Below are 23,660 nucleotides of genomic sequence, written 5' to 3' on the forward strand. Positions count from 1 at the left end.
CGCTACTATCGTTGGTTTGGCTCTCCACAGGCGTTCATTCCGAGGTAGCCCCCCGTACTAACAACTATTAGCTATCGTGTGGTGACAACTGTATAATCAGTTGCGTATTTCAGATTTAAACTGGCGTTAAAATCCCTATCCATTTCCATGTCACAGAATGCACATTTGTATGTCCTTTCAGACAACGATAATTGAATCTTTTTGTGACCACAGCAAGAACATAATTTAGAAGAAGGGTAGAATCGGTTAACGATCCGCAATTCAATTTTTAGCTGATTGCATTTATGTTCCAACCATGTACGAAAATAGTGGAATTTTTGCTTTTGAATACTTTTAGCAAGATGATGGTTTTTCATCATCCCCTTCACGTTTAAATCCTCAATCGCAATAAAGGAGGGTTTGGTTTTCACCACTCGAGTTACGACCGTCCGAACATATTCTGTTCGAATATTGGTTAATCTAGCATGAAGTTTTTGAACGACTTTGATTTGTTTATGGATGTTTTTATAGTAGCAGGGTTCACTTCCTTTCATTTTGGTTTGTTTTTTCTTGGCTTCATACTTACGACTTAATTTCTTTTGTTGACATTTTAAACTTTTTTCCAACCTCTTAACTCGTTGGGAACGATTAATGTTTCCAAACACTTCTCCATTACTGCAAATGGCAAAATCCCTGATACCTTCATCAATCCCAATTCCGTCATGGTTGTTAATTTGAAGTTCTTTCTCTCTTGGTTGTACCTCACATAAGACCGATACGTAGTATCGCCCCGCTTTTTGAGAGACCGTACCACTGATGACTTGGGCGTTTGTTGGGATATAGCCGAACTCTTTTAGCTTAACCCAACCCATGGTAGGAATCTTAATGCGATGACGTTCAATTGTCCAATCAGTCTTGTTATTCTTAGGAAAGTAGGCTTTGATATCTTGATTTTTCTTCTTTTTGAACTTTGGAAACTTTGCCTTCCCATCAAAGAAATTACGAAACGCTTTATCACCATTCATAATGGCTTTCTTGACGGCTTTACTGGATACCTCTTTAATCCATGGGTCTTTTTCTTTGGTATACACATTATTCAGCCACTTAGAAAAGTCCATGCCACTCATGAACCGTTTCTCTTTTCCGTAGATTTCTTTGTTGGTAGACAAATAGAGATTGTAAACATAACGGCAGACCCCAAGGGTCTGTTGGGTCTTGTCAATTTGTTTTGGAGTCGGGTCTATCTCCGTTTTGTAGGCTTTTTTCATAACTCATTATCTTCTTTCAATTTTTTTGTATTTTCTTAGACCATAAATACGACAAGAAAAAACATGAATAATTGAAATTAAATCTTGGACAAAATACTCTTGCGAAGAAAGTGTATCATTGTGTACTACCACTATTTCTACTCCGCACTTTTTTAAAAATCCTTCAAACCATACATAACTAAATCGTACAAAGCTATCCTTGTGAGAAATACCACCCTTTAGCATTAGCAAGGTACGTAAAAACTCAATTTGATTCTCTAAATCTTTCTTTTGGCTTTGATTGGATACTCTAGCATAAAGGATGGTTTTCCCTACTTTATTTTCCTTTGGAATCCCCATATATTCCCGATACTGTGTTTCATTATAGTATCCTCTCCCTTTTGGGTTTCGGTGAGCCTCCAATTTGTCTTCGTTATCCCAACGCTGTAGTGAAATGACACTTACGCCCAACATGGGTGCAAACTCTTTGGGTTTGTAAATTTTTTCCATAATTACATTTACTACAATTGTTAATATTTGTATATATTTTTATAAACTGTTTTGACCTCCTACTAATTATTTCTTTTTGCCCAATCAAAATTCATTTATTAAACAAGCTAGATATAAATTTTCTTTTTATAAATTCACCACTCTATTTTACCTACTAATAGTAGTAGCTGTCACGTTCAGAGTTTTCAAAATCCGTCAAATATTCCTTTTTTACTTGGTAAATAGTTGTTATTCCTGTTGTTGAGAGGCTAATAAAAAAAGGAACTCAGTAAACAATTACCTGTTTTCAGAGTTCCTTTTTACTTATATTTTTCATTCAAAGAAATGATTACCTAACAAAATATCTCTTGTTTTAATGATTCCTGATCAACATATAAAAAGCCTTCCTCATTTTGGAATATATAGTCTTTTCTTTTTAATTGGGTTATGGTTCTACTAACTGTTTCCCGTGTAGTACCAATCATGTTTGCTAGCTCTCTATTTGTAAACCTCGAGGTATATTTATAACCCTTATCTGTTTTTGTACCATTTGTCTGACAGAGCCTGATTAACAGTAAAATAATTTGTTCATAAGTATTATGAAGAATTTGTGCTTCTAATCTCCCTTGCAGATCAACGATTCTTTCTCCCATTTTCCTAAAAATGTTAACACAAAGGCTAGGGTGGGAAATTAGAATGTCTTCAAAGTATTCAATCGGAATGACAATTAATTGTGCATCTTCTAAAACTTCTGCATGTGATGTGTAATGCCCATCTCTAAAGAACCCTGTATACGGGAACATTTCACCTGGCACAAGAATAGAAATAATTTGTTCTTTTTCGGTGAGGTCGGTTTTATATATTTTTACTTTTCCTGAATGAATAAAAAAGACTCGGTCAAGCGGGTCTTCCTCCATATAAATATACATATTTGATCTGTATAAACGCATTTGGGCAACATCTGCAAATGGAGTAATCTCTTCTTTGGATAAACCTTTAAATAAAGGAATGTCGCTTAGACATTTCACAAATTCTTGTTTTTGTTCCATATCATTATCACCTTCAGAATGATAAATAATTACATTTATAATAAGTCTAATACAACTTATCCCTAAAATAATTGATTACCATCAATAATTTAAAAGGTTCGGTTTCCATAAAAAAACCACCCATAACATGATGGATGGCTCTTCAGTATGATCTTTAATTTTTTGTAAAAAAACTGCTTTACACGCTTTCCCGCCTTGGTTTGCGTTTACGATAGATTACATAGCTTCGAGTTAAATAGCGCAATGGCATGCTAAATACATGAACAAGACGCGTAAATGGCCAGGCTGCAAAAATTCCCATTGTGGAAATTAAGTGGATTTTAAACCAAACTGGCACGCTGGTTAGATAGCCCGCATCAGCACGGAAAGTTAATACACTCCTTAACCAAGGGCCGATCGTAGTTCGATAATCAAATCCTTTTGGATTAATATTTAGAAAAGTAGCAGAAATACCTGATAAAATCACAATCGCCAGAAAAATTAGCGTCACCCAGTCGCCTTTAGAACTGGTGCGGATTAGACGTCTTACCGTCGTTCTCCGGTAAAGAAGGACGAAAATACCAATTAGTGCTGCTACACCTGCAGGAATCCCTCCACTGAGGGCGATGATATGGTATTGTTGCTCCGAGACACCCATTGCCTCATAAACCTCAATCGGAATCAATAACCCCATTACGTGGCCGAAAAAGACAAAAATGATGCCCCAATGGAAAAGATTACTTCCCAGTCTAAGAAGTTTCTTTTCTAATAGTTCGCTTGATTTGGATGTCCAGCCAAATTGATCATGCTGGTAACGGTAAAAATGACCGCCAATAAAAATTGTCAGGACTATGTATGGCAGGACTACCCATAAAAACTGGTTGAACATATTTCCTCACTCCTTCGTACTGCCTTTGTGACCCCCGCATCTTCCAGAGCTCTTAAACAAGCTGATAATATATGGTGGTAAAGATTATTTGCATCAATTAGATGCTTCTCAATCTCTTTTATATTTTCGAAGTACCGCTCAAATACAGGTTTAATTTTCTCTTCATCTACGAGACTGGCAAATTCCAGCATGATTGGCAGGTAGTCAGGCAATTCCTTATCGGTAACAGAAAATCCTTGTAATTTGTAATAATTCTTCAAAAATAATAAATCCATTCCCCGTTCACGCTGTTCACCGCTAGACATATAGGTGACGTATAGATTGGTTTTTTTACCAAAATCAAAGGTATTTACATAGGTTGAAAGAATCGCTGCTGCTGATTTTTTCTTAGCTCCTTGGCAAAACTGGAGCAGTTCATCTTTCATAGGCGAAGATGCTAAATATTCAACCTCTTCTTCGACTTCTATTAAAGAATCGATCCATTCATGATCAGGATAGTTTAACAGATATGAACAAAGTTGGAAGACTTGCCTTGTATCATCACTCATCATTTCACCCTGCTTTCTATTAAGGGAGGGATAAAGCCCCCACCCCATTTTAATCATTTTAAAGTGTCCCGCATGCTCCTGGTCCGCCGGCAAAGGCAAGGCCGCAGCTGCCTTGTTCATCGTATAAATCGGCTACTTGTTCACGGTGTGAAGCAGGGATTACAAATCGATCGTTGTATTTTGCAATCGCAAGCAGGCGGTACATATCTTTCATGTCTTGCTCTGTCAGATGAAGTTGCTCGATTATAGCCAGATTTGGTTGTTTATTGGTTTGAACGCTTCTCATATATGTTCTCATCACAGCCATTTTTTTCAATACTGTACGGATATGAGCAGTATCACCAGCGGTTAATAAATTAGCCAAATATTCAATTGGTATCCTCATTTGCTCAATTGCCGGGAAGATTTCTTCAGCATTAGAAGTGCTTCCAACACCTTCGAACATATTCATAATCGGGCTTAGCGGAGGAATATACCAAACCATTGGCAATGTACGATATTCAGGGTGCAATGGCAAAGCAATTTTCCAATCAATAATCATTTTATAGATTGGTGATTTTTGTGCAGCTTCGATGAACTCCATTGGAATGCCTTCTTCTTTCGCCTTCGCAATCACTTCAGGATCGTTTGGATCCAAGAACACTTTTAATTGTGCTTCATAGAGATCTTTTTCATCTGCCATTGCTGCTTCTTGAACCATATCAGCATCATAAAGCATAACGCCGAGATAACGGATTCGACCAACACAAGTTTCGGAACAAATTGTTGGCATACCTGCTTCGATTCTTGGAAAGCATAAGGTACATTTTTCTGCTTTATTCGTTTGCCAGTTAAAATAAACTTTTTTATATGGGCAGGAAGTAACGCAATGTCTCCAGCCACGGCAGGCATTTTGGTCAACGAGAACGATTCCATCTTCATCCCGTTTGTACATGGAGCCTGATGGGCAGGCACTGACACAGGCAGGGTTCAAGCAGTGTTCACAAATTCTTGGCAAATACATCATGAACACATCTTCGAATTCTGTCTTTATTTGATTTTCCATTTTTACAACATTTGGATCCTGAAGTCCTGTTACGTGACCGCCGGCAAGGTCGTCCTCCCAGTTTGGACCCCAGAGGACTTCCATAAACTCTCCTGTTAATGCTGACTTTGGTCTGGCAACTGGCTGAGTTTTCCGAGCAGGGCTGTTTGTTAACGTTTCATAATCATAGTTCCATGGTTCATAGTAATCATCAATTTCTGGCAGATTCGGATTGTAGAATAAGTTCAACAGACGATTGGCTTTTGAACCAGAGCGCAATTGAAGCTTGCCGTTCTTCACTTCCCAGCCGCCTTTATATTGATCCTGATCTTCCCAGCGTTTTGGGTAGCCGATTCCAGGTTTTGTTTCAACATTATTAAAGTACATATATTCTGCACCTGGACGATTTGTCCAGGTGTTTTTACATGTAACGCTGCATGTATGGCAGCCGATACATTTATCCAAATTCATGACCATACCGATTTGTGCTTTAATCTTCAAGCCAATCAACCTCCTTCAGTTTGCGGATCACGACGTTTAAGTCGCGTTGGTTCCCGGTAGGGCCGTAGTAATTATATCCATAACTCAATTGACCATATCCGCCGATCATATGTGTTGGTTTTACGTGAATTCGAGTTGGACTATTATGCGTACCGCCGCGATTATTTGTTAATTTTGTTCCAGGTACATTGATATGACGGTCCTGCGCATGGTGCATGAACGCTATTCCTCTTGGAATACGGTGTGACACCACTGCTCTGGCCACGACAACACCGTTACGGTTGAAACACTCGATCCAGTCATTATCCAGAATATCTGCCTCAGCTGCATCATCCTTGTTCATCCAAACAGTCGGACCGCCGCGGAACAAAGTCAGCATCGGCTGAGAATCAAAATACATGCTATGAACGGACCATTTATTATGTGGTGTTAAGTAATTTAAAACAATTTCCTTACCCTCTACAGCAGGGCGATCCTTCCTAAATGGGCGATGATTTAAAATCGGTTTAAAGGTAGCCATGGCTTCACCAAATTCCTGCATCATCTCATGATCAACGTAGAAGGATTGGCGGCCTGTTACCGTCCGCCATGGAATGAATCTTTCCACATTGGTTGTAAACGGCGAATATCGGCGACCGCCTTTTTCTGAACCGCTGAAGGCTGGAGATGTAATAACCGTTTTTGGCTGGGCTGTTATTTGCTCAAATGTAAAGCATTCCTCTTCCCGTTCTTCCGCTAAATCAGCGAGCTTGAGGTCAGTTTGTTTCTCCAGTGCTTTCCAGGCTTTGACTGCCATTTTGCCATTTGAAGTCGATGATAATGTTAAAATCGCTTCCGAGACGTTCTTGGCAGTTTCAATATTAGGACAGCCTTCACCTAAACCTTCTCTTACAGTACCAAGAACTTTTGTTAACTTTTCATACTCATCTTCAGCAGACCAGGAAATTCCTTTTGTCCCGATCGGAGAATTTTTCACATTTGGGCCCAAAGAAATCATTTTGTCGTAAATACGTTTATAATCCCGTTCTACCACATTTATCTTCGGCATAGTTTTTCCTGGAATTGGTTCACATTCCCCTTTACTCCAGTCTTTAATGATCCCTAGGGGCTGTGCCATTTCCTGCGGTGAATCATGAAGCAGCGGGGTTGCAACGACTTCTTTTATGGGTTCTAAATTTAAGTCTGTCGCCATTTCCGAAACTGCTTTTGCGAGCGATTTAAAGATGTCCCAATCTGAGCGGGACTCCCACGGAGTGGAAACAGCCGGATTAAACGGATGTATAAATGGATGCATGTCTGTACTGCTTAAATCATGCTTTTCATACCATGTTGCTGCAGGCAGGATCACATCGGAATAAAGTGCCGTACCAGCCATTCGGAAATCTAAATCGATTAACAAATCAAGTTTACCTTCTGGAGCCTCATCCCGCCATTTCACTTCTTCCGGTCTGATGCTGTCATCATCCTCATTTAATAGTCCATTTGTCGTACCCAGTAAATGTTTTAAAAAGTATTCATGTCCCTTGCCTGAGCTTGAAATAAGGTTTGCACGCCAGACAAATAGATTGCGAGGGAAATTCACTGGGTTGTCCAGGATCTTCGATTGAAAATTGTATGTGACGATCTTTTAATTTCTTTGCTACATATTGGCCAATATCAGCCGCTGTTTTTAAACCAGCAGTCTCTACTTCTTTAAATAAATCAATCCCGTTTTGATTAAAGGTTGGATAACAAGGAAGCCAGCCAAGCCTAGCTGCCATCACGTTATAATCTGCTGAATGATCATAACGCGCCTTTTCATAGATTGGCGAAACATGGTCGCTTATCGGCTGCTCTTCATAACGCCACTGATCAGTAGCAAAATAGAAGAACGAAGTACCATTTTGCAATTTTGCCTGTGCTCCCCAATCCCGAGCTGTCGCAATCGTTTGCCAGCCCTCTGCCGGGCGGAGTTTTTCCTGTCCGACATAATGGGCCCAACCGCCTCCGTTCACACCTTGTGCTCCAACTAAAAGGATAAGGTTTAAGACGGCGCGATAGATCGTATCTGCGTTATACCAGTGGTTAATTCCTGCTCCAACAATAATCATCGAACGTCCATCTGTATCAAGGGCATTTTGGGCAAATTCACGGGCTATTTTTGTAATCAGTTCTTGTTTTACACCTGTAACACCTTCTGCCCAGGCAGGTGTAAATGGCAGATTTTCTTCTTGAGTTTGTTTGCTGCCTATACCTGTAAGCCCTCGATCAACTCCATAGTTCGCTAGAGTCAAGTCATAGACAGTTGTTGTATAAAAAACTTCACCGCCAGATTCTACTTTTCTTATCGGAACATGGCGATATAGCACTTCATTGCCTTCGGATGAGAAATATGGGATCTTTACCGTTGATATCTCATCCTCAATTCCATGGAAGGATAGGCGCGGATTGATCTTTTCACCTGTTTCTTCATCAACCATTTTTAAGTTCCATTTTGCTTTACCTTCCCATCGGGCACCCATTGTTCCATTCGGAATCACAAGCTGACTAGTAACCTCATTAAAGAGTACTGGTTTAAAATCATCATTATTTCCTGACTTTCCTAAATCCTGTGCGTTTAGAAAACGATCAGGAAGGAAGTGCTCTCCATCTTTTTTCAATGTAACCACAAATGGAAAATCAGTGTACTGTTTCGTATAGTTAATAAAATAATCGTACTGATTGTCTACGTAATATTCCTTTAAAATCACATGACCCATTGCCATTGCCAAGGCCCCATCTGTTCCTTGCTTCACTTTTAGCCAGTCGTCTGAAAATTTAGTTGACTCAGCATAATCCGGACTAACTGAAACCACTTTTGTGCCACGGTAACGAACTTCTGAAAGGAAGTGTGCATCAGGTGTACGGGTCTGTGGCACATTAGAGCCCCATGTTAAGATATAGCCGGAATTAAACCAGTCACTACTTTCAGGAACATCAGTTTGGTCGCCCCAAATTTGCGGTGAAGCAGGTGGAAGGTCGGCATACCAATCGTAGAAACTTAGCATTGGTCCACCCATTAAACCCATGAACCGAGAACCTGCTGCATAGCTGACCATCGACATTGCCGGTATTGGCGAGAAGCCAATGTTTCGATCTGGACCATACTTGATTACAGTATAAAGAAGTGAAGCTGAAATAAGCTTCAATACCTCATCCCAATCCCCGCGTACTAATCCGCCTTTACCTCGTGCCTGCTTATAGATCTTTGTTTTTTCCGGATTTTCAACAATACTTTTCCAAGCATCCAATGGATTTGCATTCTCTTTTATAGCTTCTCGCCACATATTCAATAGAACGCCGCGGACATATGGATACTTTACTCTTGTCGGGCTATATAGGTACCAGGAAAAGCTGGCACCACGAGGACACCCGCGCGGTTCAAAGTCCGGCATATCAGGTCCGGTTGAAGGATAATCAATCTGCTGACCTTCCCATGTAACAATTCCATCCTTTACAAAAACGTTCCAGCTGCATGATCCTGTGCAATTGACACCATGCGTGGAACGAACAACTTTGTCATGCTGCCAACGGGAACGATAGGCCTGTTCCCAACTGCGGTTTTCATATGTAGTTTGACTGTGATTGTTGGCTTGTTTTTCGATCGGCTTCAAATATTTCAGGCGGTTTGTTAAAGGTGACCGCTTTTTTTTCATTGTTATCTCTCCTTTGTAAGATCGCATTTCTTAGAAATTCCGACATCTCACACCAACGAATTCAAAAGTTGGCGATTCATTTCATGGTTTAACAGTAGCAATTAATAGACAGTCAAAACTGTTAAGTACTTCACACAACTAGGATATTTCACAAAATAGACACAAATAGACATGAACGAAAGAACACAAATTTGAACTTCTAAATAATGTTGTAAATTCTGTGAACTGTTAAGATTTTATGAACATGATTTCAGATGTGAAGTACGTCACATCTCAAAGCAATGGGAATTTCTTACGATATGTTCACAGACATGGGAAGACCGAATGCATTCTCTATACAAATAAAAAAGGAGGCAATAAAATGAATGAAGAAAATTTAATGAAGAAATATGGTTTAAAGGGAAACCCCAAAATAGGGTTAGCCTTGGCAACTTTGGGATTTTTCGTGGGTTTCTCAGCAGTATCGCTGTTTGGATCTGTAGCAACTCAATTTAGTAAAATGCTCGGATTGTCGGGAGTATTATTAGGATTTTTAGTTGGTGCTCCACAGCTTTTTGGTTCATTATTACGTATTCCTTTTGGAGCTTGGGTAGATAAAGCTGGAGGCCGAAAGCCGCTAATCATCCTTCTATCCATTTCGATTGTAGGAATGCTCGGTTTAACAACAATCATTTACACAGGAAATTTAACAGTAAAAATGTTTCCGCTCGTCGTATTTTTTGGTTTATTAGGCGGATGCGGGGTTGCCACATTTTCAGTAGGCAGCACGCAAACTTCATATTGGTTCCCAAGTAATAAACAAGGTGTTGCATTAGGGGCATATGGAGGATTAGGAAATACTGCTCCGGGCCTATTTGGAATAATCCTTCCACTTGTTTTAGGTGCATTTGGCTTAGCTGGAACTTATACAATGTGGCTTATTTTTCTAGTCTTTGGAACAATTATTTATGCTATATTTTCAAATGACTCATATTATTTCCAATTAAAAAATAAAGGCTTTTCCGATTTGGAAGCACGTAGAATCTCAGGTCAATTAGGACAAGAGCTGTTCCCAACAGGTAAGGTTAGCGAAGCATTAAAAATTGCAGCCAAGGTACCCGGCACTTGGACATTAATAGCCTTATACTTCACATCTTTTGGAGGTTTCTTGGCTTTAACTTCTTGGTTTCCTACATATTGGGTACAATTTCATGGCATGAGTGTAAGAACAGCAGGCCTTCTAATGGCATTAGGTTTTTCACTCCTAGCTTCTCTTCTTCGGGTGTACGGTGGACGGCTGGCTGATAAGTTTGGCGGTGAGAAGGTTGCCGTAATAAGTTTTGCAATGATTTTAGTCGGAGCCCTTCTTTTAATGGTAACCACTTCTTTCGGATTAGCTTTAATTGGTGAAGTGATTATGGGTGCTGGTATGGGATTTGCTAATGGAGCAGTTTTTAAACTGGTACCAACCTATGTGAGTAAGGCACCAGGCGGAGCTATGGGCTTAGTCGGGGGGTTAGGGGCATTTGGCGGTTTCGTTGTTCCTCCATTAATGGGAATGTTTGTAGATGCTTTTGGAAAAAACGGGTTCTCCAGAGGCTTTATCCTATACGTTATTCTTTCCGCCATCTCGATCGTTATTTCCTTTATGTTAATGAGGAAAAATAACCAGACTATCGTTACTGGACAAAGAGTTACTGCATAATCACATTATTAGGGTCACTTAGAAAATCTCTAAGTGACCCTTTGGGATTTGAAGGAGCTTTTATTTTGGAAAATCCTTCGATTCTAAATAACGTTCCTTTATAATCTTGCAATGATGCATCGCATGGCCGGCAATAATATAGGCAGTTCCTCTAACGGTCACTCCAGTATTATTCGCTAAGCCCTTCCTTAACCACGCATCAGCATTTAAACTTTGCAACAGGACTAATGTTGACTCGCGAACAACTGAAAAATGTTCAAGAAGCTGTTCAAATGCCTGATCATTAAACGAGGAATTCGCTACATACAGACTTTCATCAAAACCTGGCAACGAAACCGTTTCCCCTCTTGCAATGCTCATCAAACGATAGGCCATAATCCTTTCCGTATCGGTCATATGTCCAACCACTTCTTTTATACTCCATTTACCAGGTGCATAGCGGAAAGTCCCCTGTTCTTCGGTAACTTCTTTTAAAAGGAGTTTCGTATCCTCCAATTGTTTCGTTAAAATTGAAATAATATCTCCTTCTGGCACTGCATTTACATAAGGTAAATAATATGGGGCAAATTCATCTTTTTCTGGCCGATTTATCATTTTTTTCAACTCCACTTCAAATATCATTACTTTGTGATTTTGCTCCGCAAATATGTATGTTTCTATAATTAAAATTAAATCACTATTTTTATTATATCAACTATTTTGATTGGAATAGTGCAAATAATCACATATTCCTAAATGCCTGACCAATATCATTTGCCTAAGGGTTAATCGATCAGCCAGGCATTTTGGCATTAAATTTCCCTACTTCCCAGCAATATAATCAGCGGTCTGAAAGGCTAAGGCCATCATTGTAAAAGTTGGATTTGCTCCGCCAGAGTATCGCATTACACTGTTATCCGCTACAAAAAGTCCTGAAATATGATGAACCTGCCCATACTTGTTTGTCACAGATGTTTCTGGGTCATTCCCCATTCTGCACGTACCCATTTCATGAAAATCAAGTCCTGGAGGGCGAAGACAAATATCACTTTCCGATTTTATCCTTCCGTTTATTACTTTTAATATTTTTAGCATATCATCACGAATTAAATTAATAAGCCGATAATCATTTTGACTATATGAATAATTAATATTTATTTTTGGTATGCCAAACTGATCTTTTTTTGTTGGCTGTAAGGTAACTCGATTTTCAACCCTTGGCTCCACTTTCCCGAATCCTTGTAAATAAAATGGAATTTCATTTTGTAAAGGAATTCTCCTTTCATGATAAAAAAATACTCCACCACGTCCGTACATTTGAAATTGATAAGGCCCCTTCTCAGCTTGCGGAATTAATATACCAAGATTCCCCATATTCTCAGGGTACTCTAAACGATTTAATGTTCCATCCACCTCTAGAAAGGAGTGGTTAACCAAATAATGTCCGATTGCTTTTTCTTCTATCCCTGAATTTAATAAGATCCTTGGAGTTTCCAGTGTACTTGCGGATAAAATAATGTTTTTTGCTCTAATTGTGTATTCTTTGCCTCCCCAAGTTAAAACTTTAACCCCTGCAGCTTTATTATTTTCTACTATTACCTTTACGGCACGGGAAAAAATCCCTAAATCAAAGGGACTTAAATTAAGTGCCCTTGCCAAAAAATCAATCGAACTAAAAAAGACATCTGAATTCACTTTTCCAAACTTTGACTGTGAAATATCTACAGCAATTGGCGTATCGATGCTCTGGGGAAAACCATTTTGACGGAGACGTTCTAGTAAAATATCATTAATCAAAGAATCCTTTGTAAAGTCTTGTGAAATCCTCAATATTTCTTCAACACGATTATAATAGCCAACTAAATCCTTATAAGCTATGGGCCAATCATTCTCGTTAAATTCTACTTCGTTCATCCGTGGACATACAGCTGACCAAAACAGCGTTCTTCCTCCAAGTGCAAAAACAAGCCGTGCTCCAGAGAACTGAGGGAGTTCCCACCCGACAGGGGTTGAAATTTTTGGATTTAAAAAATATTGTTGGAATCGTTCTACTTCTAAGGTTGAAACGTTTTGGGCATGAGTCGGCAATAATAATCCTCCTGCTTCAATCATTCCAATTTTTTTGTTTTTATTTTTCCAATTTTGACATAGACGATAAAGAGCTGTGCTTCCTCCTGCTCCACTTCCTACAATAAGTGCATCATATTCTTCTGTAGCCATTTTTTCGACTGGAGTAGTTGGGATCCAAGCATCTAAATATTGGTCGGGCATTTGTGGCTTACATTCTGGAGGGTATTGGCGTATGTTTGTGGGTGACGAAGGTATATATACTTTACTTTTTTTGATTTTACGATTCGGGTCTGATATGTGGGGATTAGCGGCAAGAAGCAATTGAACATCACAATGATGGAGAGCCGCAATGGAGCGTAGTGTTTCATTTTGTTGGGCAATGATAATTTTCACAGGCATTCCCCTTTCAATAATCTATTTAATACATATTATTTTCTTTAAACCCCTATAACATTTTTCACAAGTTTTAAAAAAATAAAGAACTAACTGGTTCGATTTCTCCATTTTCAAATGGGTTTTTCCAGTTTAATTGCTTTTCCCTTGATTTATATGAAAACTTTTGGTATATTTACAGACAATTAGATACTTTCTTACTTCAATTCATTGGAGTAAGGGATAGAGGCGCAAAGACCATAAGTACACTATTTGAGGAAAATGAGGTCCAATGACAATGGTGGAAAGGGGAATTTGCCGAAGCTTCAAAGAAACTCATTTTCTTGAAGCTGGTTCTGTTATTGAAGAAATACAGAACTGTCATATAGGAAACTATATGGAGGGCTATCTCACGCATAGGAACGGTTTTTATTAAAGTTTCTACTGCAACAGTGAGCCTTCACTGTTGCTTTTTTGCGTTGATAATAAAAGGCCTAAACCACCACCTCTAATTTTTGAAAAACTTTTAAAAGGGTGAGAATAATGAATTTTGGCCAAGTATTAACAGCTATGGTTACACCATTTGATCAAAATGGCGAGATTGACTTTGAAGCAACAAGAACTTTAGTGAATTATTTGCTGGCAAATGGGACTGATGGATTAGTTGTATCGGGGACAACAGGGGAATCTCCGACACTAACAACAGAAGAAAAAGTTTCCTTATTTAAGTTTGTTGTCGAAGTTGTTGCTGGAAGAGTTCCAGTGATCGCTGGTACAGGATCAAACAACACAAGAGCTTCCATCAGCTTAACGAAACTTGCCGAAGAAGCAGGCGTTGATGGGATTATGCTTGTTGTTCCTTATTACAACAAACCTAATCAAGAGGGATTATATCAACATTTTAAAGCAATTGCCGAATCTACTAAATTACCAATCCTTCTTTACAATATTCCAGGACGAAGTTCTGTCAATATGACAGCTGAAACCGTCATACGATTGTCAGAGATTGATAATATTGCAGCCGTAAAAGAAGCTAGCGGAAACTTAGATGCAATGGCCGAAATTATTAGTAAAACTCCTAGTGATTTTGCTTTGTACAGCGGGGATGATGGATTGGCATTGCCAGTTTTAGCGATCGGCGGCAATGGGGTTATTTCAGTTGCCTCACATGTTATTGGGAATGAATTGCAAGACATGATTAATAGTTTTAACAGCGGGGATCATCAAAAGGCTGCTTCAGAGCACCGCCGCCTGCTCCCGATTATGAGAGCTTTGTTTGCTGCACCAAACCCGGCACCAGTAAAAGCAGCTTTGAACATGAATGGAATTTTTGTCGGAGGTCTTCGCCTACCTCTTGTGCCATTAACTGATGAAGAACAAAGAACATTACAAAAGGTTCTTCCAGCAATTAAAGTGAATACATTTAACTAATAAAAAAGGTGGTAGCCAGCAATGGTTTCCACCTTTTTACTTTAGGCACGTATGTACATACGTAAATTTTTTTCGTTTAATTTCAAAAAAACTTGGTTACATTGTTGTTATTAGTAATCGAAAGGGCAATATGTCATGCAAAAACTAGAAATGACCGAAAAAAATATAGAGACCGCTATTTTCCAATTTATTTTTCCATTTTCTATAAAAAATGGAATTGAACTAAATATGTTTCCTTTTTTAAGAGATAACCATTTCAAACCCTTTCGGTTGGATCATTTAGATGATGAACGTGCTTATTATGGTGATTTTCATGTTTCTCACCGCGATCTCGAAGCTTATTTCCTTTCCTTTACAAATCGGATTCTTTTTCCGCACTCAGAAAATCAAAAAGGATTTCAGAGGTACTCAAAGCCAATAAACGAAAAAGTCTGTCTAAAAACTGATTATGTTTCGATCCCTTTTCAAGTGAATTCAATTGATGTAACACTTTGCCCATTTGAATTAGGACTATTTACGATTAGAACTGAATTGACGGAGCTGCTAATGTCGTATGCTCTGGAGTTTGGTTCACTTTTTCGTGTACTCGAGCCAATAACCAATCGGGAGGCAAAAGTACAAATTGAATGTAGCAATGAAGTTTTTAATTCAATCGAAACTTTTGTGTTTGACTTTCTTTTCGCTGGATTGGCCGATTTTTTCGAAAGAAGAACCAAAAAGACAGCTTATTTTGAAACCTTTCCTTTTTTTGAGGATGAGAGAATGTATGTCCAATCCTTGTTATCCCTAAAAAACAATGAAGAGATCAATACAGTGGATGTATATCGGGCTGGGAGTTTATCTGGCCTGGATTCAAATGGGAAATTATATGTTAGTGCCAATAATCTTACCTATATTCAAGATTACCTAGATCAGCATAGTTATAATCGTTGGGCCCCTAGCACACATTTTGTTATTGATGAACATATTTTTACCTGTATTACGAATGAAAATGGCCCTATTCTCTCTGAGATAGCTAATCACATCTATGGAAAATTCTACTATGGGCTGATATTAAATCTATTTCATAAAGTAGTTTTATTAAAATTAGCACACGCCCATGCTGTTTTAGATACAGAACGTGATTTCAAGGAAATGGAAAAATTGATTTTTTCGATCAATTCGTTTACCGCAAATTTTTTCTCCTTGGAATTAGTTACGGAGTCCCGCAGCCAAGAAATCTTTTTTCAAATTCGAAAAACCTTCAATATTGAACTATTATATAAAAATGCAAAGGAAGCACTTTACAGCTTATTTAAATATCAAGAAAACATTACAGCCAAAAAAAATAGTTTGTTGCTTCTCGTATTGACACTCTATTCAGTTATTGGCCAGATGCTTGGAATGAGTATTGTAACAGGAGATTTTGCAGGAAGGATTAAATGGGGCCACATCATGAATTACAATATGGTCGAATTATTTGCATTGTTCGTAGCCGCAAGCGGCATCATTATTTCCCTGGTCCTTGGGTATCAGCGTTTTAATGATTGGATCTCGTTTAGAAAAAATCGGAAAGCATGGATTGAGGAAACGATTATGTCATCTGTGAAGAAGAAATAGCCTTATATCTTTACAGTATAGAAAAACGCTTGGACCAAAATAAATCCAAGCGTTTTTTAGGCAGTTATCCATCATGTTTCCCTTAGAATCGGAAGTGTACAACACCGAAAAGATCCTCCAGATTTAATAATTTCAGTAATATCCACTTCAATCACTTCAAAGCCTCGATTGCGTAGTTGCATGTTTACATTCTTGTTAACTGGCAAGCTGAATAACCTTTTATTTCCAATACTAAGTACATTTGTGCCTAGCTGAAATTGTTCTTCTTCTGAAACCTCAATTAATTCATAACGGGATGCAAAAAAGTCGATGTCTTTTTTGGTTAGGGCGTTTGGATATATTAGTGCCACCTCTGGTGAAACAACATTAAAAACACAGTCCAGATGAAGATATTTTTCTTTAAATGGAATAGCGATGACATTGAATTGATTTAATAGACGTTGCAACTGTTCGACTGCTTTCATATCTGTTCGATTACTTAGCCCCGCATATATATTTTCTTGATCGATTACCACGTCTCCGCCTTCAATTCTTTCCTCTGCTAAATTATAATAAGAGATTTCTTCATCTTCGAGCCATTGTTTTAAAACATCCTCTTCACCCCCGCGAACATCCGTTGCCATTTTAGCAACAAAGATTGTTTGACCCAACGTAAAGCCAATATCACGAGTAAAAACTTGTTCTGGATATTTTTTATGATACGGCAGTAAAATAACTTCGATTCCATGATCCTGCAAGGTTTTTACAAATTCCCCATGTTGAAGGAGAGCTCGTTCAATATGTATTCCTTCGTCTTTAAAATATTCTTGTGTTTCATTTATAACTTCACGTATTGTCATATATTGTGGCTGGCATAAAATAACTCGCTTTAACGTATCATATTCGCTCATGCAAAAAGTCTTTTTATCTGTCCCAGGGCTGTCTGCCATGCATTTACCTCCTTTTTTTAGTATCATTTCCTAAACAATTTTATATATTTGCATGAGAGAATTCGGATGACTATTTACTTATTTAGTGTCTTGGCTCTCATTTCTTTGAATATTGCTTTTCCCGATCTTTTAATATGTCCTGAATAATTTCGATATGGACGGATGCCCATGAATTTTCCCGAAAGTGAAGAATAACACTTATGGTGATAATAATAATATAGACAATAACAAATACAATCCATAGAATACTCCCCTCTCGAAAAAGATAATCCTGTAGTTGTTTTGAAAATAGAAGCAATAACCAAGGGATAGAAGAAACAAGAATTGGAATAATTCCAGATCCTTTTTTCTCTTTGAGCATGCAGTAATAAACTTGTCTCAACGTATTACTATTAATTGAATTGTAAAATTCCTGTATTTTTTCGATTTCACAAAGACGTTTCATGTATTTAAATTCTTGATTGCTTGTTGAGTGCCTTTTAAGTTGAATAAATAGTCTATGAGCATCTCCCCGTAAAGATAACATCTTCCCTCTCCTTTCCATTTTTTCTTTACTTAAAAGGCTTAGCATCTAATCTTTTATTTATTCATTATTTCTGGTACATATATGATGAATAAATAACGCAGCCGCTCATTTTTTGAGCAACTTCCCAGTCTGTCGAAAAAATCGGCAGCCCATCATCTTATTCAATTACTTTAATAACTCACTGAGTTAATATGGTGTAATAGTTTTGAAGTATAGGCTGTTAAACAGGTCTGTTGATTGGCGCTCCAGGCACTTCGCTTTCCGCGGGCGTGCCGTGGAGCCTCCTCGGCGCGAAAAGCGCCTGTGGGGTCTCCCCAGCCCCGTACTCCCGCAGGAGTCTTCGTGCCTTCCACGCCAATCAACGAGTGTTTTCAATAAAGTTCTTCAGCTCAACTAATAAATCAAAAAAATGGTGAAACCAATGTTTAATCCAAAGGATTAAAGGAAAATGAACAAGGACCCAGTATCTCATTGCTCTATGATTTGCTGTTGCTCATGATTCAGGTTACCTCACTAGCCCTATTTGCAAGTGGCTATCGGACCGAAATATCTTAGAAGTAATTGCTCATAGACGATATTGCTTTACTACTGATTTATTTTCAAAAATGAGATTTATATGTTTGTCCAAATTGTTACAGACTGCCCAAATATAAAAAAGTATGCAACACACTTAGCAAAGTTAGATAAAAAGTGTGTTGCAATACAACTGGTTGATTTACCACCCTGTTGATTGGAGCGGAGGGCACTCGACTCCTGCGGGATCAAGAGGTCACTTGAGACCCCACAGGCGCCAAAGCGCCGAGGAGGCTCAAGGACCTCCCCGCGGAAAGCGAGTGACCGGAGAGGAAATCAACAGGCCCATTTGCAGGAACCATTCAAAAAACTTAGTATTTAAATTCTGGTAAAAAAATGCCGAGAAAATACCCCTTTCTCGACAATCTGCGAAGCCGCTCTTTTTTAGAGCGGCTTCCTATTATGTTTTATTTATTTTTCTGATGGTCCTTTTCTAGCCATAATGGTGACTGTAACGAGAATACTTAACCCACCCAATAAAGCGGCCCAGCCAAAATGGACGTGTAAAAAAGCAACGGTAATAATGGTAGCTGAGAGTGGCTCCCCACAGGACAATACGCTTGCTTCAGCTGCAGAAATATATTTTAAACTTGCAATATAAATATAAAACGCAATAAGGGTTCCGAAAATAACCACAAAACTGATAAGCAGCCATGTAGGTAATGAATTTTGGCCTGAAAAATTCCATGGCGAGTGAATGAATCCCATACCGATACCGCCAATCAGCATTCCCCAGCCTGAGATGAGTGCCGCACCATATTTTTGCAATAGGCCTTTAGGGTAAAGCGAATAAAATGCCAAAGTGATCGCTGAAATGATTCCCCAAAATACAGCCAGTGGTAAGATTGAGAAACGATGAAAATCACCGTTTGTAACAAGCAAAAATGCTCCAAAAATCGCAAGAAATACCGAAATTACCTGTGAAACTTGTGGCATCCTCCGCAGACGCAATGCAACATAGATCGTAATAAAGACCGGCCCCATATACTGAAGAATCGTTCCAGTGGCTGCATTGCCGTAGTTAATTGCTGCAAAATAGGAATATTGAACACCAAGTAGACCGATGATTCCGAATAACACTAGTTTAAGAGCATCCTTTTTGTCTTTCCATACAGAAAATGTATATTTTATGCCTGATGTAACCGTAATACCCATAAGCATTAAAAGTCCGGCAACACTCATTCGGACTGTGACCAGCCATTCTGGACTAATTCCAAAATGTTGAAATAATACTTGGGCAGCAGTCCCGGATATCCCCCATAGTACTGCCCCGATCAGCACCATCGAAAGTCCTTTGAAATGATTAAATTTCTGACTTGAATTAAAAGATGCAGAAGCCTTACTTTCTGACTTCTCCATTAATTTTGAGTTTGCTTCTACATAATTCAATGTTTCACCGCCCATTTATTGTACAATAATAAAAGTATCATAATTCTAAAAATTATAAAACCTTATTTTCTGTTTCAATCTGATAAGTAGAGAAAAAAGAGCCTGAATTCTCAGGCTCTTTGCTTAAAAACTTTATTTAATCCAACACCAATTTTTACTCAAACAGAGGACTCACAGCTTTTTCGTTATGGATTCGATCAATTGCTTCTACTAGTAATGGTGCTACTGATATACATGTGATCTTTTCAATCATTTTTTCCTTCGGCAGTTCAATGGTATTCGTTACAACTAATTCTTTTATCGGGGACGACTCGATTCTGCTTATTGCCTGATCAGTGAAAACTGGATGCGTACAGCCTGCATAAATGGATTTTGCCCCATTTTCGGCTAAAGCTTTTGCAGCTAATGTGATCGTAGTGCCAGTATCAATTAAATCGTCAATGATAATGGCATTTTTCCCTTCAACATTACCAATGACATAGGTGATTTCAGCACCATCTGCTTCAAATCGGCGTTTATCAATCAGAGCAATAGGAGCATGTAAAAGGTTCGCCATTTTTCTTGCTCGTACTACGCTACCATTATGTGGTGCCACAATAACAACGTCTTCCAAGCCCTTTTTCTCAAAATACTCCGATATAATTGGCAACCCAAACAAATGTTCAACGGGTTTATCAAAGAAACCTTGAATTTGCGGAGAATGAAGATCCATTGTTAGGACTCGAGTTGCCCCGGCATTTTCAAAAAGATTCGCCATTAGTTTAGCTGTAATTGGTTCCCTGGAGCGTGCTTTTCGATCCTGACGTGCATATCCGAAGTAGGGGATGACAACATTGATTTTATTGGCAGAAGCCCTCTTCATGGCATCAATCATAATAAGAAGTTCCATGATATGTTTATTGACTGGTGCTGAAGTAGATTGAATGATATACACTTCACAGCCCCTGACACTTTCTTCAATATGAATTTGGATTTCTCCGTCACTAAATTGAGAGACAGAACAATTCCCCAGTTCACAGCCTAAAAGATTTGCCATCTCGTTTGCCAATTCTTTATTAGAATTTAATGTAAACAATTTAAAACCATTTTTTAGTTGATATGTCACCTTTTGGCCTCCACCTTTATTAATTCCTTTATCCATTATTTTATTGTACTAAAAATAAATGGATACTGTCACGTCCTGTGACTTGTCTTAAAGTACCAGGATCTTTTTCTTATTGGAATACAATAACATTGTCGCAGTATTCACTGTAAATTTTATATAATTTTGGATTTGATCTTTTTATTTTCTAAAGTATAAAAAATCTGGACTCGCTCAAAACTAAATATACTTGTTCAAATTCAGGAGGTTTTGTCGTGGGCCATAAATGTTTCTATTGTTCAAATGATATCGAAGAAAACGAAATCCACCTTGTAACCTTTCATGTAACCAACAATGAAAGAGAAGAAACACTGTGCCATGAGTGTTATCAAGAATGGCTCCAAGGGATAAATGGATAAACATCACCACAAAAAAAGGGTCCGTATTCTGGGCCCAAATCACTTTTCGCTCCGTTTACTCCAATAATTATAAATTAACTCTTTGAAAATTTCATTTAACTCTCGGGCTTTTTGCTCTTTAAGCCACTCTACTTGATCGATCGGTAAATTTAACTTTAGTGTGACCTTTTCATTTGGCATTTCTACTTTTCTAATCTCTTCTATTGTTATGCCTTCATCTAAATCGGGAAATATGCTGTTATTTTCATTGATTCTCTGTAATTCTAAATACTCATTCGGGTCCTCTACATCCATAAAAGCATTCATTTGCGGTAATCTTCCAGATAAGAAATGAACATTCATGATTGAACTGATTAATCTGCCACCATCCAACTCTATTTCAATGATTAATGTTTCTTCATTTTTATATCTTTTTAAAACAATTTCACTGACAATCATGTCCAATTCTAATGTAAATCTTGAGTTTGATTCAAAAATATAAATCATACTTTTAAAAATATGGATCTCTTCTCCATCGATTTTTACAGATTTTACACTTACCATTCGTCTTCCTCATTTCACAAACATAAACAATTTACTAGCCTTACACTTAAACAAATTAATAGTAATATATGTATTTTACTCAACTTGAAACTTTTTTTAAACAATATTAAAAAAGTTGGTGAAGAAGTTTATTCTTTTCTTCCTCACCAACCGCCATAAATTTATAATTTTCCTACTATTGTTTATATTTGCACTATGAATATATTATTAACTTATGCTATAATAAACGTATCTTATTAAACTTTATCTGGTACGGCACTTTCGATTACGCCAAGAGATGCCATCCTATGATCAGCGGTCTGGCCGCCCCAGAGGTCAATGGTTTCAGGTTCAACTGCTAAATATTTTGGCTTGCGGGGATTGACTTCCGGGAATTCCTCCATGCCAAAGCTGTATTCAACTGTAAAGCCGTCTGGATCTAAAACATATAAGAAAATTGCGCCTGATGGAGCATGTCTGCCAGGACCCATTGCGATTGTAACACCGTTTTGCTTAAAACGATTGACGGCTTTGCCGATATCGTCGATTGTCGAAACCATAAAATTCAAATGGTGAAAACCGGTTTCTTCGCCTTGGAAAACAGCAAATGAATGATGGTATGGAACCGGAAAACATCTGAACCAGGCACCAGCCTTTTCAGACAATCCTGTACCGCCAAAATAATCGGAAACCACAAAATTGAACACTTCATTGTAGAATTTAATCGCTTTTTCGACATAAGGTGTTTTTAACACGACGTGGCCTAATTTTTGGATTTCAGCGACAGTTGGTTCATATTCTAATGGCATTTGGGCCATATCACTGTAGAATTCATAGGTTATGCCTAAAGGGTCCACCACTCTGAATGTCCTGGCCTGTTTTAGGATATCCAACTCTTTCAGCGAAACCACGTCAGGATTCAATCCAAGCCTAGCAAAAAATTCGAATGTTTCTTCTACCATTTCTGGTGTTTCCAATTCTAGGCCAATTCGATTTAATCCTGGATTAGTCCCCTGTGTAAGAACCAGATTATGATGGTCACGGCTTGAACGGAAAAAAGCAGTATTCGGAACATCGGACTCGACCCTTTCCAAGCCAAGCAGTCTTCCATAAAAGTCACAGGATTTTTCAAGATCGCATACATTTAATGCAATATAGCCTAGCTTACTGTAGCGAATCATCTTTACATCTCCTTATAAGATAATACTGATTCTGGAATGCGGTCTTAATCCTTCAATATCCAGAACTGCTTTGCGGTCCTGAATTTTTATTTCGTTATTTTCGGTTACTAATGTGTAATAATACTTCCCTACATAAGCGTCAGTAAAGCCATATCTCATACGGTATACGATAAAATTGGCTGTCACTTCTATTTTACCATCGGCTTCATTAAGAATCTGAACGTTGGTTATAAATCTGCGAGTGCGTGACCGTGGGTTTTCAGCATGTGAAAATTTACTGCTTAACCGTTTTACTCGAGCTTTTAATCGATGGTAATCATCTGCGATAAAGTAAAGGGATTCTTTGTAATCTCCATCATTATTATCTGTTGTTGGAACAGAGTAAGTAGAGTTTTCTGTCATTAAGTTAAACCATTCGTCTAATTTCCACGAATCCAGTAAATCTGCTTCTTTATAAAAAAACTGTTCAACCGTTTGCTGGGTAACTTTTTCTTCTTGGGATATAGTCATAATTGGCGCCTCCTCT

Annotated in this window: 18 protein-coding genes, 2 pseudogenes and 1 riboswitch; of the genes and pseudogenes, 4 read left to right on the plus strand and 16 right to left on the minus strand. The window is 38.2% G+C overall.

Annotation, left to right across the window (positions count from 1 at the left end):
- Nucleotides 1-71: 71 nt before the first annotated feature.
- The 7 genes and pseudogenes from RCG17_RS02700 to RCG17_RS02730 form a co-directional block, all read right to left on the minus strand.
- A complete protein-coding gene (locus tag RCG17_RS02700; RefSeq protein WP_374120937.1) occupies nt 72-1,223 on the minus strand; it encodes an RNA-guided endonuclease InsQ/TnpB family protein in 1,152 nt (383 codons plus the stop codon).
- Nucleotides 1,198-1,736 (minus strand): annotated as a pseudogene (locus RCG17_RS02705) (MerR family transcriptional regulator). The gene RCG17_RS02700 and the pseudogene RCG17_RS02705 overlap by 26 nt, the downstream one beginning before the upstream one ends.
- Before the next feature lie 332 nt (nt 1,737-2,068).
- On the minus strand, nt 2,069-2,764 hold the full coding sequence (locus RCG17_RS02710) for a Crp/Fnr family transcriptional regulator (protein WP_308173740.1): 696 nt from the start codon (nt 2,762-2,764) through the stop codon (nt 2,069-2,071).
- 178 nt (nt 2,765-2,942) lie between these two features.
- Nucleotides 2,943-3,632, minus strand: coding sequence for a respiratory nitrate reductase subunit gamma (narI, locus tag RCG17_RS02715; RefSeq protein WP_308173741.1), 690 nt, complete (start codon nt 3,630-3,632; stop codon nt 2,943-2,945).
- Nucleotides 3,608-4,183 carry a nitrate reductase molybdenum cofactor assembly chaperone gene (gene narJ, locus RCG17_RS02720; protein ID WP_308173742.1) on the minus strand — a complete coding sequence of 192 codons (576 nt, stop codon included), beginning with the start codon at nt 4,181-4,183 and terminating at the stop codon, nt 3,608-3,610. Before narJ ends, narI begins: the two co-directional genes overlap by 25 nt.
- Nucleotides 4,184-4,238: 55 nt before the next feature.
- Nucleotides 4,239-5,705: a nitrate reductase subunit beta gene (narH, locus tag RCG17_RS02725; RefSeq protein WP_308173743.1), complete on the minus strand. Its 1,467-nt coding sequence runs from the start codon at nt 5,703-5,705 to the stop codon at nt 4,239-4,241.
- Nucleotides 5,695-9,379, minus strand: a pseudogene (locus RCG17_RS02730) (nitrate reductase subunit alpha). The gene narH and the pseudogene RCG17_RS02730 overlap by 11 nt, the downstream one beginning before the upstream one ends.
- 361 nt (nt 9,380-9,740) lie before the next feature.
- Between RCG17_RS02730 and RCG17_RS02735 the strand changes: the two are divergent.
- Nucleotides 9,741-11,063 carry an MFS transporter gene (locus RCG17_RS02735; RefSeq protein ID WP_308173744.1) on the plus strand — a complete coding sequence of 441 codons (1,323 nt, stop codon included), beginning with the start codon at nt 9,741-9,743 and terminating at the stop codon, nt 11,061-11,063.
- 60 nt (nt 11,064-11,123) lie between these two features.
- Here the strand turns inward: RCG17_RS02735 and RCG17_RS02740 are convergent, their stop codons facing one another.
- Together RCG17_RS02740 and RCG17_RS02745 are read right to left on the minus strand one after the other, a co-directional pair.
- Nucleotides 11,124-11,657: a DinB family protein gene (locus RCG17_RS02740; protein WP_308173745.1), complete on the minus strand. Its 534-nt coding sequence runs from the start codon at nt 11,655-11,657 to the stop codon at nt 11,124-11,126.
- A 207-nt stretch (nt 11,658-11,864) separates the two neighbouring features.
- Nucleotides 11,865-13,505: a GMC oxidoreductase gene (locus RCG17_RS02745; RefSeq protein ID WP_308173746.1), complete on the minus strand. Its 1,641-nt coding sequence runs from the start codon at nt 13,503-13,505 to the stop codon at nt 11,865-11,867.
- A gap of 215 nt (nt 13,506-13,720) precedes the next feature.
- Nucleotides 13,721-13,900, plus strand: a riboswitch (Lysine riboswitch).
- A 127-nt stretch (nt 13,901-14,027) separates the two neighbouring features.
- Here RCG17_RS02745 and dapA point away from each other — a divergent pair.
- Nucleotides 14,028-14,915 (plus strand): 4-hydroxy-tetrahydrodipicolinate synthase, encoded by an 888-nt coding sequence (dapA, locus tag RCG17_RS02750; RefSeq protein ID WP_308173747.1) that lies wholly within the window; start codon nt 14,028-14,030, stop codon nt 14,913-14,915.
- Nucleotides 14,916-15,050: 135 nt separating this feature from the next.
- Complete coding sequence (locus RCG17_RS02755; RefSeq protein ID WP_308173748.1) at nt 15,051-16,514, plus strand: hypothetical protein; 1,464 nt, start codon at nt 15,051-15,053, stop codon at nt 16,512-16,514.
- A 71-nt stretch (nt 16,515-16,585) separates the two neighbouring features.
- On the opposite strand, the gene RCG17_RS02760 is transcribed toward RCG17_RS02755, so the two are convergent.
- The 4 genes from RCG17_RS02760 to RCG17_RS02775 form a co-directional block, all read right to left on the minus strand.
- Complete coding sequence (locus RCG17_RS02760) at nt 16,586-17,443, minus strand: dimethylarginine dimethylaminohydrolase family protein (protein ID WP_308173749.1); 858 nt, start codon at nt 17,441-17,443, stop codon at nt 16,586-16,588.
- Between the two features lie 97 nt (nt 17,444-17,540).
- On the minus strand, nt 17,541-17,969 hold the full coding sequence (locus tag RCG17_RS02765; protein ID WP_308173750.1) for a hypothetical protein: 429 nt from the start codon (nt 17,967-17,969) through the stop codon (nt 17,541-17,543).
- Nucleotides 17,970-18,953: 984 nt separating this feature from the next.
- Nucleotides 18,954-19,826 (minus strand): DMT family transporter, encoded by an 873-nt coding sequence (locus RCG17_RS02770; RefSeq protein WP_308175758.1) that lies wholly within the window; start codon nt 19,824-19,826, stop codon nt 18,954-18,956.
- A 259-nt stretch (nt 19,827-20,085) separates the two neighbouring features.
- Nucleotides 20,086-21,036, minus strand: a complete 951-nt coding sequence (locus RCG17_RS02775; protein WP_308173751.1) for a ribose-phosphate diphosphokinase — start codon at nt 21,034-21,036, stop codon at nt 20,086-20,088.
- A gap of 251 nt (nt 21,037-21,287) precedes the next feature.
- On the opposite strand from RCG17_RS02775, the gene RCG17_RS02780 reads away from it, so the two are divergent.
- Nucleotides 21,288-21,431, plus strand: a complete 144-nt coding sequence (locus tag RCG17_RS02780; RefSeq protein WP_308173752.1) for a hypothetical protein — start codon at nt 21,288-21,290, stop codon at nt 21,429-21,431.
- A gap of 39 nt (nt 21,432-21,470) precedes the next feature.
- On the opposite strand, the gene RCG17_RS02785 is transcribed toward RCG17_RS02780, so the two are convergent.
- From RCG17_RS02785 to RCG17_RS02795, 3 genes are all read right to left on the minus strand, one after another.
- A complete protein-coding gene (locus RCG17_RS02785; protein WP_308173753.1) occupies nt 21,471-21,974 on the minus strand; it encodes a hypothetical protein in 504 nt (167 codons plus the stop codon).
- Between the two features lie 236 nt (nt 21,975-22,210).
- Nucleotides 22,211-23,134 (minus strand): VOC family protein, encoded by a 924-nt coding sequence (locus tag RCG17_RS02790; protein ID WP_308173754.1) that lies wholly within the window; start codon nt 23,132-23,134, stop codon nt 22,211-22,213.
- 12 nt (nt 23,135-23,146) lie between these two features.
- Nucleotides 23,147-23,644 carry an aromatic-ring-hydroxylating dioxygenase subunit beta gene (locus RCG17_RS02795; RefSeq protein ID WP_308173755.1) on the minus strand — a complete coding sequence of 166 codons (498 nt, stop codon included), beginning with the start codon at nt 23,642-23,644 and terminating at the stop codon, nt 23,147-23,149.
- Nucleotides 23,645-23,660 lie beyond the last annotated feature (16 nt).

Origin of the sequence: Neobacillus sp. PS3-12, from assembly GCF_030915385.1 — a bacterium.
In the GTDB taxonomy this organism is placed as follows: domain Bacteria; phylum Bacillota; class Bacilli; order Bacillales; family Cytobacillaceae; genus JAEVLT01.